The organism is Pseudomonas sp. AL03 (assembly GCF_029960815.1).
Classification (GTDB): Bacteria; Pseudomonadota; Gammaproteobacteria; order Pseudomonadales; family Pseudomonadaceae; genus Aquipseudomonas.
Genome location: NZ_JASBRE010000019.1, coordinates 20,089 through 33,166, shown reverse-complemented (window position 1 = coordinate 33,166; position 13,078 = coordinate 20,089). Strand labels below are relative to the sequence as shown.

Here is a 13,078-nt window from a genome sequence, read left to right as displayed (position 1 = left end):
CTGCGATGAAACTGGCGATGAAGTTGCGCACCCGGCTGTTTCTGAGTATTTCCGCACTGATCACCGTGGCGCTGCTTGGGCTGTTGCTCGGGCTGGTCAGCGTCATGCAGATGGCGGGTACCCAGGAAGCGCTGATTCGCAATAGTTTCGTCACGCTAGACCTAGGGCTGAAATTGCGTCAGACCCTGGGCGATCAACTGATCATCATGCTCAGCGAAAAGCCAGATCCTGCGGCGTTCGAGGCGTCCAGGCAGCATTATTTTCAGTTGCTTGATGACGGTGTTGCCCATGCCCGGACGGGTGATGAGCTCCAGTACGGCTTCGAGCAGGCCAAGGCTGACTACCAGAGCTTTCTGCAAGCGTACGACTCGTCACGTGACTCGACGCACGTGTTGAACGGCAACAAAGTACTCACAGAAAAAATCAATGCGCTGCGCAATGGCTTAATTGCCGAGCACAAGCGTGCGCTGGATAACATCAATGCCACCGAACGGCAGGCTAGGGAGAGGGCGTTGCTGGTTGCCGGCCTGCTCGGGCTTGTGGGGCTGGCGGTGCTGATCATCGGCTTCGTCACCGCCCACGCTATTGCTCGGCGTTTTGGTGCACCGATCGAGGCCTTGGCTCAGGCGGCGGACCACATCGGCCAAGGTAATTTCGAAGTGACGCTGCCGATTTCCTCGGCAGTGGAAATGAACCAGCTGACCAAACGATTCGGGATCATGGCCGAGGCCTTGCGCGAGCATCAGGCCACCAATGTCCATGAGCTGCTCGCAGGCCAGCAACGTTTGCAGGCCGTGCTTGACAGCATTGATGATGGGTTGCTGATGATCGACCGCGATGGTCGTTTGGAACACCTCAACCCCGTGGCGCAGCGTCAGTTGGGTTGGGACACCGATCGTCTCGGTCAAGGTCTGGGGACGGCGCTTGAGCGTCCCGAACTCGATGAACAGCTGCAACTGGTGCTACGCGGCGGCACCTTGGAGCGAGCGCCGGAAGACCTGAGTATCGAGGTCGACGGTGAGTCGCGGTTGCTGACCTTTAGCCTGACACCGGTCAGCCATACACAGGGCCATATTCTCGGCGCCGTGATGGTGCTGCATGACGTCACCGAACAGCGTGCATTTGAACGGGTGCGCAGCGAGTTCGTACTGCGCGCCTCCCATGAATTGCGAACGCCGGTCACTGGGATGCACATGGCGTTCGGCCTATTCCGCGAGCGCGCGCACTTTGCCGAGGACTCGCGTGAAGCTGATTTGCTGGATACCGTGAACGAAGAGATGCAGCGCTTGATGCAGTTGATTAACGATCTGCTGAACTTCTCCCGCTATCAGAACGGATTACAGAAACTCACGCTGGCGCCGTGCGCCATCGAGGAGTTGCTGGAACAGGCCCGGGAGCGTTTTGCCGGCCCTGCAAAAGAGCAGCGCATCGACCTGTCGGTGGAGGTGCAAGGGCCGTTACCGCGATTGCAGGCTGATCAGCCGCAGCTGGACCGGGTGCTCGATAACCTGATCGACAACGCAATGCGCCACACTGCCCCCGGCGGGCAAATACGTTTGCAGGCTCGACGCCATGGAGAGCGAGTCATTATTAGCGTCGAGGATAACGGTGAAGGCATTGCCTACGGCCAGCAGGGGCGGATTTTCGAACCCTTTGTACAGGTGGGTCGCAAGAAGGGGGGGGCCGGGCTCGGTCTGGCACTGTGCAAGGAAATCGTGCAGTTGCACGGCGGACGGATGGGCGTTTATTCGCGGCCAGGGCAGGGCACCCAGTTCTATATGGCGCTGTCGGTATAAGCCGCAGCAGCTTCAGGCTTCGTCATCGAGGCGTCGAGCGGCCAATCGGCGGCCACCGGTAATCAGCTCGATGAACTGCACCGCACTCAACGCACGGGCGAAGAGCCAACCTTGGCCGAACTTCACGCCTTCACTGCTCAGAAACGCCGCCTGGGATTCATGTTCGATGCCTTCGGCAATGACTTTGAGTTGCAGGGCCTGGGCCATGTGAATGATGTGCGGTGCGACACCGCTACTCGCAGCGTCATGACCCAGCGCATCGATAAACGCCTTATCGATTTTCAGGCAGTCGACTGGCAGGGTTTGCAGATAGGCGAGGCTGCAATAGCCGGTGCCAAAGTCATCAATCAGCACCTGATGCCCCACATCCCGCAAGGCTTGCAGGTTTTCCCGAGCGACGACGACATCGATCAATCCTCGCTCGGTGACCTCAAAGGCAATTTGCTTTGCTGCGACGCGGTGCAAGGTCAGCAGGCGCGCCATCACCTGGCCAATACGCGGCACCATGACGTCGCAGGCCGCCAGATTGACCGAAATGTACAGTTGTGGATTAGCCCGCAACAATTGACCCAGTTGCTCAAGCAGGCGTTGCAGGACGAAGTCGGTCATTTGGCGGATCTGGCCGGTGTTCTCCGCCATCGGAATGAACAGGTCGGGGCTGGTCAGGGTGCCGTCCGGCCTTCGCCAGCGCAACAAGGCTTCTGCTCCGACACAGTTGCGACTGTCGAGGTCGAAGATCGGTTGGTACAACACCTGCAACTCGCCTCGCCGTATGGCGCCACTGAGTTCGGCGTCCAGCGACTGTCGCTGGCGCACTAACAGAAGCACCAGAAAGCCCACACACACCGCCAGCACCAGGCTGGCCGGTAGCAACCACCACCAAGCCGCAGGCACATGCATGCCGGTGCGCGGGCTGATCAGCACCAATTGGTATTCCGGATTGTTGGTGGGCATGCGGTAAATCAAGCGGGACTGCGTGATCTGTAGCGCGTCGCTGCTTTTCGGGGGCCAGGGTTCGGTCGGTGGCCAGACCTGTGAGACACCCAGTACCGGAATCGCGCGCGTGCCGTCGAGTACCACCAGCAGGCTGCTTCCCGGTGGCAAGTCGACCATGTCAGTCAAGTGTCCGCGAGACGTCGCGACACGAAAATTACCGCGCCCGAGCATCAGTGCGGCACGGTTTTCATCGGGTTCGGTGGTGGTGTTCAGCCAGTAACTGTAGGTCGGGCCTTTGATGTCCGGCGGTCTTGTCATCGACAGCCCTTCCTGGCGGGGGCGGTTGGAGCAGATCCGCGAGGCATCCATATAGGCGGCTTCGTAAACGAAACGGTAATTGAAGCTGACCTGCTGCAAGGTTGCGATCATTTCGTCATCGCAGCCCCGTAACGGCTGGGCTTCCAGGTCGTCGAGGCTTTCACGCAACTGCCCGAACAGTTGCTCCAGACGAGCAAGGAAGCGCTCGCCTTGGGCATTCATCTCTTCGCTTTCGCTCTGCTCGACTTGATGCATGGCCACGAACAGGCTGCCGGCCATCAGGAGTGTCGCGCTCAAGGCAGCAGCCAGTATCGCCAAAAACCATGGGCGACAGAACCAACTACGTAATGTCTCTCGAGCAGCAGGCATAGGGAATATCCGAAGAATTACCAATGAGTTATAGCTGCTGATTGGAAAAAAAGCCCTGACCGTCGGGCGGGCGTCATTATTTTGTCTGATTCAAGACTTGTAGAAGCGCCGCGGTTTGCGCATCCGGTGTGCCATCGAAACGAGACGGTCGGAAATGCATCTGAAAGGCCGTAATCACATGACGCGTCGCAACATCCAGTTCGCCGGTTTGCGGCGTGGGATAACCCAGACGGGCCAGCTGTGCCTGAAACCAACTGATGGTTGGCGGCTGTACTTCGAACTGTGCCTGCTGACGCGTTACGGCCTGCTCGTTCGGCCAGATACCAAGGCCTTCGGCAGCCAGACGCTTCCAGGGAAACATCGGGCCCGGATCCAGCTTGCGGAGCGGTGCGATGTCGCTATGGCCGATGATGTTGCGGGGGCTGATGGCGTAACGCTTGCTGATGTCTTTGAGCAGAATGATCAAGGACTGGACCTGGGCTTCGCTATAGGGGTACCAGAGACGCCCTGTTGGGATGATTTTGAAGCCCGGATTGACGATTTCGATGCCAATGGAGCTGGAGTTCAACCAGGTTCGGCCTTCCCATTCGCTTTCCCCTGCATGCCAGGACCGGAGATTTTCATCCACCAGCTTATAGATAGTGGCGTTCTTGTCGTCGCCAATCAGGTAGTGGCTGCTGACCTCGCCATGGGTCAGCAGTTGCAGCGAACGTTCCAGTGACGCGGAGGTGTAATGCACCACCACGAACTGAATGCGGCTGTCGTGATTGGCTGAAGGGTGACGGGTGTCAAACCGTGGGCCGCTGGCACAACCGGCCAATAGAATCAGCGACACGACGAGGGCTAGGTATTTCATGGCAGAAGGCAACACACGCAAGTCAGTAATGCAACAGTGTAACGTACTGCCTTGCACTCAGACGGCCAGCGCGAAGTTTTAAACAAAATGGAACAATTGACCGTCAGCCCAGTTCCACCCGGTTGCGGCCTGCATGTTTTGCCCGATATAGCGCCTGATCGGCTCTTTTCAGCACCAGATCGCTATGTTCGCCGGGCTTGAACGCAGTCAGTCCCATGGAAGTGGTGATGGTCACCGGCTCACCCTTGAAGTGGAACGGGCAGGCTTCGATCGACGCGCGCAGGTTTTCCAGCAGTTTCGCGCCGACAGCCGGTACTGTCGCGGGCATCAACAGGACGAACTCCTCACCACCAAACCGGGCAATGAAATCCGTCCCGCGCAGGCGCTTGCGGAGCACGCTGGCGATGATTTTCAACACTTTGTCGCCCGCCAGGTGACCATAGTTATCGTTGATACGTTTGAAATGGTCGAGGTCGAGCATTGCCAGCAACAGGGAGTTGCCCTGTTGTTGCCATTGGCTGATTTCCTGATCCAGCTGTTCACTCCAGGCAGCCCGGTTAGGCAGGCCGGTCAGTGGATCGATCAAGGCTTTCTGGCGTTGCTCTTCGAGATGCTCGCGGTAGCCCAAGGCTTCCTGCTCCATGTGCGCAACGCGTTCGGCCAGACCATGAAGGCGGGCCGCGACCTCCTGCTCGCGCTCGTCACGCTGCCTCTGGTGTTGGTCCATGGTGCCGAGCAGGCCTTCCAGATGGTTTTCCAGGACGTGCTTGAGATCGTCCAGGTCGGCCGCGTCCTGCATGCTGTTCTGCAAGCCGTCGACCTGCTCGCGGATCTGGGTGTCCATCTTGCGTGCGGCAGAACGGTTGTCGGCATGGCCCTCGCTGGCGGCTTGCAAGTTGCTTTGGAACGACTCGAGGCGTTCGTTGAGCTGCTGCAAATAGGCTTCGAATTCGTGCTGGCCGCTGTCGGTGATGGCTAGCATCAAGGTTGCCAGATCATCGAGGATTGGCAGCAATTCATACCAGTTCAGGCCATTTTTCAGTCGATCACGCATGGCTTCGGCTTGCGGACGATGACGCTCGGGGAGCGTCAGGTCGTCGAGTAAGCCCAGAAGCGTGTCTTCGATGTGCTTGGCCACCGAGCTATAAGACGGTTCGGGTGAGTCCGGCAGGGCGTAGAGAGTATCCGGCTCGGATTGGTCTGGACCTGCGGTGGCCAACATTTGGGACATGGCCGGGGGCAGCGGCAGGCTGTCGAGGTAGACCACCGGGGTTAATTCGTCGGGATTGAGTGCCGGTTGAGCCTGAGTTGCTGGCTCGATAATCAAAGGAGCCAGTTCTTCTGGAGGTTCAAGGCCCGGTTGCGGTGGCGTCTCTGGTATCGGGTCGGGTGCTTGCTGCGGCTCAAGCACCGGCGGGATAAACGCTACAACGGCAGGAGAAGGCGCTGCTGCGGGCGATTGTGTCTCGATCGTCAGTCGCTCGGGTGCAGCAACGGGAGCGGCGACGTGTACGACCGCCACTTGCGGCTTATCGACGTCTGGCGCGAGATCGACGTTTACCTGTGGTCTCTCGGCATGAGGCACCGCCATCGATTCGGTATACTGCGTGGCGGGCGTCGGAATAGCGGCGGGGGTGACCTGGAATGCCGTTTCATCCGTTTCACGGCTACCAAACAGCCGCTGCAGCAAACCTGGGCGGCCGGGTTCCGCGGGGTTTTCGAGCTGACCCAAGGCTTTGCCTTGCAGGCCACTCAGTTCGCTGAGCAGCAACGGAATTTCGCGCGCCTGCCCGACCCTGGTATCCAGATGCTTGGCGAAGTTTTTCAGCGGCCGGCTTATTTCCCGGGGCAGTGGTAATGTTTGCAGCTGGGAGACCAGCGCGGTCAGTGCGACGCTGGTCTGATTGACCCGTGTTTCCCGGCGCTGTTCGGAGTCGAGCACGGCTTTTTCCAGCCGCGGAAGTAGGGCGGCCAGGCCGGCGTCCATGTCATCGGAGCGCAGGATTTCGCGCATTTCCTTCATGCACTGGTCAACAGCGCGATCGGTGCCCTCTGCGGCCAGGGTACTGCGCACCAGGCCGCGGCGCAGCAGATCGAGCCGGGCGTCCCATCGACGCTCGAGCTTTTCCTGTTGTTCGATGCTTTTGAGGTATTTCTCTTTCCAGCGCTGTGCTTCGTCGCTCATTCATGGGATCCGCGAGGGGCAGGACTCAACGCGGGCAATGCATCAGCCGTGAGCGAACCCGGCAGACGAATCTCTACCGCGACCGGCAGGTGATCGGAAATGGGTTGTGCCAGCACCTCGACCTTTTCAAGGGTCAGGGTCGGGCTCAGCAAAATATGGTCCAGGCAACGCTGCGGACGCCAGCTGGGAAAGGTCGCTTCCAGTTGCGGCGCGAGCAGGCCGAGGTCACGCAATGGAGAGTTTTGCAGCAAGTCACTGGCGTGGGTGTTCATGTCACCCATCAGCACCTGGTGTTTATAGCCGCCGATCAACTCGCGGATGTACGACAGCTGCATCGTGCGCGTGCGCGCGCCCAGCGCCAGGTGCATCATCACCACCACCAGCGCTTCCGGACCTTCGCCGAAGCGCACCAGAATTGCCCCGCGCCCCTTGGGCCCCGGCAGCGGATGATCTTCAATCGCCCACGGGCGCAGGCGGCTGAGCACGCCATTGCTGTGCTGGCCGAGGCGACCGAGGTTGCGATTGAGTTGTTGATACCAGTAGGGGAATGCACCGAGCTGGGCGAGGTGTTCCACCTGGTTGACGTAGCCTGATCGCAGGCTGCCGCCATCGGCCTCCTGCAAGGCGACCAGATCGAAGTCGCCCAACAGATTGCCGATCTTTTGCAGATTGTCGGCACGCCCGGTGTGCGGCAACAGATGCTGCCAGCCCCGGGTCAGGTAGTGCCGATAGCGCTCGGTACTGATGCCGACCTGGATGTTGAAACTGAGCAAGCGCAGACGGCTGTCTGCGGGCAAGCCCGTCGATTCCAGATGATGCTCGTTGACCCGCGGATCATGCAGGCCAACGACGCGTTCAGTACCCCAGCGGCGCATGGCAGGGGCCGGGCTTAGTTGGCAGCAGCCTTGTTAGCCGCTCGCTCTTGGTCGACCAGTTTGTCGGCCAGTTTCAGGGCTTGCTCGGCACCGCCGGCAGAACCTACGTCGAAGCGATATTTACCGTTGACGACCATGGTTGGAACGCCGGATATCTCGTACTTCTTCGCCAGCTCTTTGGCCTGGACGATTTTGCCTTTGATGGCGAAAGAGTCAAAAGTGGCCAGGAACTTGTCCTTGTCTACACCTTGGGTCGCCAGGAAGTCTGCCATCTCATCCTTGTCGACCAGCTTCTTGTGTTCTTTCTGAATGGCGTTGAACACCGCAGCGTGAACCTTGTTCTCGACACCCATGGCTTCGAGGGTCAGGAACATTTGACCGTGAGCGTCCCATGGGCCGCCGAACATGGCCGGAATACGCACGAAGTTCACGTCCGAAGGCAGCTTTTCAACCCAAGGATTGATCACCGGCTCAAAGGCGTAGCAGTGCGGGCAGCCGTACCAGAACAGCTCCACGACCTCGATCTTGCCAGGTACAGCCACCGGGACAGATTTGCTCAACTCGACATAAGGCGCTGCTGGTGCTTCGGCGGCTTGGGCGGCGTTCATGCCGAACAGGCTGGCAGCGACGAGAGCGGCGCTGATGATCAGATTACGCATGCTTTACTCCTGGACAATTTGGGTCGCCTCGCGCGACCTGTTTTCAGACAGATCCTGGCGGGCTTGAGTTCTGTAGTGTAACGGCAGCGGCCACAAAAAAGGGCGGCCAAAGCCACCCTTTTTATGCTTGCATCGACGGATTAATCGAGCGTTAACGTTGCAGGAGATGTGCACCTCTCGCAACGCCCGATTCGCCGGCCTTAGTGCAGGCCTTGAATGTAACTGGACACCGCTGCGATATCCTCGTCGCTCAGCTTTTTAGCGATGGTCTGCATGGTTTTGACGTCGCCATCGTTTGTGCGGCCGCCTTCTTCCTTGCGGAAGTCGGTCAGTTGCTTGGCGATGTATTGAGCGTGCTGGCCGCCCAGGTGCGGGAAACCGGCAGCCGCGTTACCCTTGCCGTCCGGCGAGTGGCAGCCGGTGCAGGCTGGCAGGCCTTTGGCCAGGTCGCCACCACGGAACAGTGCTTCACCGCGAGCCACGACTTTCGGGTCGGCGGCGCCAACACTGCCTTTCTGGCTGGCGAAGTAAGCGGACATATCGGCCAGGTCCTGATCGCTCAGGTTGGTCAGCAGGCCGGTCATTTCCAGCACCGTGCGTTTGCCGGACTTGATGTCGACCAGCTGCTTGTTCAGATAACGTTCGCCCTGGCCTGCCAGTTTCGGAAAGTTAGGCGCCATACTATTGCCATCCGGGCCATGACAGGCGCCACATACTGCGGCTTTCGCCTGACCAGCAGTCGCATCACCTGCAGCATGGGCAATGCCGGAGATCCCCACGGTCAACAGCAGACTCACGATCAATTTGTTCATCAGCTAATCCAACTACGGCTAAGGGTTAAAGAGTTATGGGCCGGGATCACTCGCTCATCCACTGGATGATTGCTCGGTAATCCTCGGCACTGCAGTCCATGCACAAACCACGCGGCGGCATCGCCTTGAAACCCTGGGTTACGTGTTGCACCAGCGTCCCCATACCTTTCGCCAACCTCGGCGTCCAAGCTTCCTGATCGCCCTTTTTAGGCGCCATGGGTAGTTGGCCGGAATGACAAGCAACACAAACACGGTTGTACACAGCTTCCGGATCCTGTGTAGCCTGAGCGCTGTAAAGCGGCATCAAGACACCGGCAGCTAGCAGCCATTTCGTCATAAAACGACCTTTTCAGGGTTGAGAGCGTGCTGCGTTCTAGTGCGCAATCAAGGTCAATCGCTCTCGTGAACTTCATCCTACGCTGGGACAAAGCGCACACAAAATCTGCGGCATTATATACTGGCGTCACTGAAACGGAAACGACACTGCTCGCCGCGTCCATTCCCGGCGCCGCCCACATCGGAAATCCCATGCAACTCAAGAACCCCATCCTCGGTCTGTGCCAACAGTCCACCTTCATGCTCAGCGCCGCCAAAGTCGACCAATGTCCCGACGACGAAGGCTTTGAAGTGGCCTTCGCCGGGCGTTCCAACGCCGGCAAATCCAGTGCTCTGAACACCCTGACGCACGCCAGTCTGGCGCGAACCTCGAAAACTCCGGGGCGCACGCAGCTCTTGAACTTCTTCAAGCTAGACGATGATCGCCGTCTGGTCGATCTGCCGGGTTACGGTTACGCGAAAGTACCCATCCCGTTGAAGCTGCACTGGCAGCGTCACCTGGAAGCGTATCTGGGTGGTCGCGAGAGTTTGAAAGGTCTGATTTTGATGATGGACATCCGTCATCCAATGACCGACTTCGACCTGTTAATGCTTGACTGGGCCGTCGCCAGCGGCATGCCGATGCACATTTTGCTGACCAAAGCCGACAAGCTGACTTACGGCGCGGCGAAAAACGTCCTGCTCAAGGTTCAGGCAGACATCCGCAAGGGCTGGGGTGATGCGATCAGTATCCAACTGTTCTCGGCACCAAAACGCATGGGCCTGGAAGACGCCTACACTGTACTGGCGGGCTGGATGGAACTTGCGGACAAGGGCGCGGAGCTTGCCGAGTAAGCTGTCCACACAAAAGCAGCAGACAAAAAAACCCCGGACTTCTTATGGGGAGGGGGAAGTTCCGGGGTTCAAGTTCCGAACCGCTAGGGCGGGGTCCAGATATCTGCCAACACTTAACACAACATTAGGAGCATCGAAGGGCTTCACCACCCATTCAGTAACTCTGAGTGGCGATTCCGGAGATTAGTTCAGAATTTTTTAAAAAGCCTTTGGAATAGCCCAGCGAGTTTACCGAACTAAGAGCCCCTTCGCCCTCTCTGCCGCGGCACTATGCCGCAGCGGAAGTCGTCTTTTCAGACGGCTCAGTGAGCCTCATCCCAATTATTTCCTACGCCAACCTCGACCAACAGCGGCACATCAAGCTTCGCTGCATCGCTCATGTGCACGCGAATTTCATCACGGACCTGGTCGACCAAATCTTCCCGCACTTCCAGGACCAATTCATCGTGCACCTGCAGGATGACTTTGGCATCGAGGCCTGACGCTGTCAGCCAGCTGTCCACGGCAATCATGGCTTTCTTGATGATGTCCGCGGCGGTGCCTTGCATCGGGGCGTTGATCGCTGTGCGTTCGGCACCTTTGCGCAGGGCCGGGTTTTTTGCGTTGATCTCCGGCAGGTACAAGCGACGACCAAAGATGGTTTCGACGAAACCTTGTTCGGCGGCTTGGGTGCGGGTGCGCTCCATGTATTCCAGCACGCCCGGGTAACGGGCGAAGTAACGGTCGATGTAGGCCTGGGATTGCTTGCGATCAACGCCAATCTGCTTGGCCAGGCCAAACGCGCTCATGCCATAGATCAAACCGAAGTTGATCGCCTTGGCGCTGCGCCGTTGGTCGGTGGTGACGTCCCCCAGTTCAACCCCGAAGACTTCCGCTGCGGTGGCTTTATGCACGTCCAGATCGTTGCGGAAGGCGTGCAGCAAACCTTCGTCCTTGGCCAGGTGAGCCATGATCCGCAGTTCGATCTGTGAATAGTCGGCGGCCAGCAGCTTGTAGCCTTTGGGTGCGACGAACGCCTGACGAATCCGACGACCTTCGGCGGTGCGGATCGGAATATTCTGCAAGTTCGGATCGCTGGACGACAAACGCCCGGTCGCCGCTACGGCTTGGTGGTAAGAGGTGTGAATCCGTCCGGTGCGCGGGTTGATCTGCTCTGGCAGGCGATCGGTGTAGGTGCTTTTCAGCTTGCTCATCGAGCGGTACTGCATTAGCACTTTGGGTAGCGGGAAATCCTGTTCGGCCAGTTCCGCCAGCACGGCTTCGGCGGTGGACGCCTGGCCCTTGGCGGTTTTGCTGAGGATCGGCAGGCCGAGTTTTTCATACAGGATCACGCCCAATTGCTTCGGCGAGCCGAGGTTGAATTCTTCCCCGGCGATGGCGAACGCCTCACGCTCGAGGGCGACCATTTTCTCGCCCAGTTCCACGCTCTGAATGCCCAGCAGGTTGGCATCGACCAGCGCACCTTGGCGTTCGATTCGTGCCAGCACCGGCACCAACGGCATTTCGATTTCGCTCAGAACCTTGCTCAGGCTCGCAATTGCGTTGAGCTTTTCCTGCAAGGTTTGATGGAGGCGCAGCGTCACGTCGGCGTCTTCGGCGGCGTAAGGCCCGGCCAGCTCCAGGGAGATCTGGTCAAAGGTCAGTTGCTTGGCGCCCTTGCCAGCGATGTCCTGAAAACTGGTGGTGGTGTGATTCAGGTACTTCAGCGCCAGGCTGTCCATGTCGTGACGGGTCGCGGTGGAGTCCAGTACATAGGATTCAAGCATCGTGTCGAAAGCGACGCCTTGGACGGTGATGCCGCAGCTCTGATCGCCACCGATGGCGCAGTTGGCCAGGATGTTCATGTCGAATTTGGCGTGTTGGCCGACCTTAAGCTTGTTCGGGTCTTCCAGGATCGGTTTCAGTGCCCGCAGCACGGTGTCGCGATCAAGTTGGTCGGGCACGCCCATGTAGGAATGGGTCAGCGGGATGTAGGCCGCTTCGTTGGCTTGTACAGCGAAAGACAGACCGACCAGTTGCGCCTGCTGCGCATCGATGCCAGTGGTTTCGGTGTCAAAGGCAATCAGCTTGGCGTCGTTGAGCTTCTTCAGCCACAGGTCGAAGTCTGCCTGGGTGAGGATCGTTGTGTACTTGAGCTCAGTCTCGACAGCGGCTTCTTCAGCCACCGGAGCAGTCACTTCCTGGCCGGAACGCTTGGCGTCGCGCTGGTTATCTTCGAACCAGCTCTTGAACTCCAGCAGGGTATAGAGCTCGGCAAGTTTGTCGTGATCCGGCTTGCCCATTTGCAGGTCGTCGAGGCCGATATCCAGCGGCACGTCGATCTTGATGGTGGCCAATTGATAGGAGAGAAACGCCATCTCCTTGTGCTCTTCGAGCTTGGCCGGCAGGGTCTTGGCCCCGCGAATCGGTAGGGTTGGGACGATGTCGAGCTGCGCATAGAGCTCAGTCAGACCACCATTTACACCGACCAACAGGCCGGAAGCAGTCTTCGGACCAATGCCCGGAACGCCCGGAATGTTGTCGGAAGAATCGCCCATCAGTGCCAGGTAATCGATGATCTGCTCGGGAGCGACGCCGAATTTCTCCTTCACGCCCTCCACGTCCAGCGCGCTACCGGTCATGGTATTGACCAAGGTAATGTGGCCGTCGACCAATTGCGCCATGTCCTTGTCACCGGTGGAGATCACCACCGGGCGGTCGGCCGCCGCGCTGCTGCGGGCCAGGGTACCGATCACGTCATCGGCCTCGACGCCTTCGACGCACAACAGCGGAAAACCCAGGGCGATCACGCTTTGGTGCAGTGGCTCGATTTGCACGCGCATGTCGTCGGGCATGCTCGGACGGTTGGCCTTGTATTCGGCGTACATGTCATCGCGAAATGTCCCACCCTTGGCGTCGAACACCACGGCGAACGGACTGTCCGGGTACTGCTTGCGCAGGCTCTTGAGCATGTTCAATACGCCCTTGACCGCACCGGTCGGCAGGCCTTTGGACGTGGTCAGCGGAGGGAGGGCGTGAAAGGCGCGGTACAGGTAAGAAGAACCGTCCACCAGGACGAGGGGGGCTTGGCTCATGAGCAGGATCAACCTTTTCGGCGGGTCC

At 59.0% G+C, this 13,078-nt stretch carries 10 protein-coding genes; 2 read left to right on the top strand and 8 right to left on the bottom strand.

What is annotated here, in order from left to right; all coding sequences use genetic code 11:
• Nucleotides 1-5 precede the first annotated feature (5 nt).
• The gene (locus tag QK293_RS18580; RefSeq protein WP_282379642.1) at nucleotides 6-1,796 is read left to right on the top strand and encodes an ATP-binding protein; all 1,791 of its coding nucleotides are present in this window, start codon (nucleotides 6-8) and stop codon (nucleotides 1,794-1,796) included.
• Between the two features lie 12 nt (nucleotides 1,797-1,808).
• Here the strand turns inward: QK293_RS18580 and QK293_RS18575 are convergent, their stop codons facing one another.
• From QK293_RS18575 to QK293_RS18545, 7 genes are all read right to left on the bottom strand, one after another.
• Nucleotides 1,809-3,419: an EAL domain-containing protein gene (locus QK293_RS18575; RefSeq protein WP_282379640.1), complete on the bottom strand. Its 1,611-nt coding sequence runs from the start codon at nucleotides 3,417-3,419 to the stop codon at nucleotides 1,809-1,811.
• 76 nt (nucleotides 3,420-3,495) lie between these two features.
• The gene (locus QK293_RS18570) at nucleotides 3,496-4,275 is read right to left on the bottom strand and encodes an N-acetylmuramoyl-L-alanine amidase (protein ID WP_282379637.1); all 780 of its coding nucleotides are present in this window, start codon (nucleotides 4,273-4,275) and stop codon (nucleotides 3,496-3,498) included.
• A 103-nt stretch (nucleotides 4,276-4,378) separates the two neighbouring features.
• Nucleotides 4,379-6,460, bottom strand: a complete 2,082-nt coding sequence (locus tag QK293_RS18565; protein ID WP_282379635.1) for a diguanylate cyclase — start codon at nucleotides 6,458-6,460, stop codon at nucleotides 4,379-4,381.
• A complete protein-coding gene (locus QK293_RS18560) occupies nucleotides 6,457-7,335 on the bottom strand; it encodes an endonuclease/exonuclease/phosphatase family protein (RefSeq protein WP_282379633.1) in 879 nt (292 codons plus the stop codon). The genes QK293_RS18565 and QK293_RS18560 overlap by 4 nt, the downstream gene beginning before the upstream one ends.
• A gap of 14 nt (nucleotides 7,336-7,349) precedes the next feature.
• Nucleotides 7,350-7,994, bottom strand: coding sequence for a thiol:disulfide interchange protein DsbA/DsbL (locus QK293_RS18555; RefSeq protein ID WP_282379631.1), 645 nt, complete (start codon nucleotides 7,992-7,994; stop codon nucleotides 7,350-7,352).
• A gap of 200 nt (nucleotides 7,995-8,194) precedes the next feature.
• Entirely contained in the window at nucleotides 8,195-8,806 is a 612-nt protein-coding gene (locus QK293_RS18550; RefSeq protein WP_282379629.1) for a cytochrome c4, read from the bottom strand.
• A 46-nt stretch (nucleotides 8,807-8,852) separates the two neighbouring features.
• The gene (locus tag QK293_RS18545; protein ID WP_282379627.1) at nucleotides 8,853-9,143 is read right to left on the bottom strand and encodes a c-type cytochrome; all 291 of its coding nucleotides are present in this window, start codon (nucleotides 9,141-9,143) and stop codon (nucleotides 8,853-8,855) included.
• A 191-nt stretch (nucleotides 9,144-9,334) separates the two neighbouring features.
• Here QK293_RS18545 and yihA point away from each other — a divergent pair, with 191 nt between their 5' ends.
• The gene (gene yihA / locus QK293_RS18540) at nucleotides 9,335-9,976 is read left to right on the top strand and encodes a ribosome biogenesis GTP-binding protein YihA/YsxC (RefSeq protein ID WP_046044882.1); all 642 of its coding nucleotides are present in this window, start codon (nucleotides 9,335-9,337) and stop codon (nucleotides 9,974-9,976) included.
• A gap of 302 nt (nucleotides 9,977-10,278) precedes the next feature.
• Here the strand turns inward: yihA and polA are convergent, their stop codons facing one another.
• Nucleotides 10,279-13,050: a DNA polymerase I gene (polA, locus tag QK293_RS18535; protein ID WP_282379622.1), complete on the bottom strand. Its 2,772-nt coding sequence runs from the start codon at nucleotides 13,048-13,050 to the stop codon at nucleotides 10,279-10,281.
• Nucleotides 13,051-13,078: the final 28 nt, after the last annotated feature.

Bases quoted from the DNA above. Each gene is read 5' to 3' on its own strand.
- QK293_RS18555 (WP_282379631.1), bottom strand. From the start codon at position 7,994: ATGCGTAATCTGATCATCAGCGCCGCTCTCGTCGCTGCCAGCCTGTTC.
- polA (WP_282379622.1), bottom strand. From the start codon at position 13,050: ATGAGCCAAGCCCCCCTCGTCCTGGTGGACGGTTCTTCTTACCTGTAC.
- QK293_RS18575 (WP_282379640.1), bottom strand. From the start codon at position 3,419: ATGCCTGCTGCTCGAGAGACATTACGTAGTTGGTTCTGTCGCCCATGG.
- QK293_RS18545 (WP_282379627.1), bottom strand. From the start codon at position 9,143: ATGACGAAATGGCTGCTAGCTGCCGGTGTCTTGATGCCGCTTTACAGC.
- QK293_RS18550 (WP_282379629.1), bottom strand. From the start codon at position 8,806: ATGAACAAATTGATCGTGAGTCTGCTGTTGACCGTGGGGATCTCCGGC.
- QK293_RS18560 (WP_282379633.1), bottom strand. From the start codon at position 7,335: ATGCGCCGCTGGGGTACTGAACGCGTCGTTGGCCTGCATGATCCGCGG.
- QK293_RS18570 (WP_282379637.1), bottom strand. From the start codon at position 4,275: ATGAAATACCTAGCCCTCGTCGTGTCGCTGATTCTATTGGCCGGTTGT.
- QK293_RS18565 (WP_282379635.1), bottom strand. From the start codon at position 6,460: ATGAGCGACGAAGCACAGCGCTGGAAAGAGAAATACCTCAAAAGCATC.
- yihA (WP_046044882.1), top strand. From the start codon at position 9,335: ATGCAACTCAAGAACCCCATCCTCGGTCTGTGCCAACAGTCCACCTTC.
- QK293_RS18580 (WP_282379642.1), top strand. From the start codon at position 6: ATGAAACTGGCGATGAAGTTGCGCACCCGGCTGTTTCTGAGTATTTCC.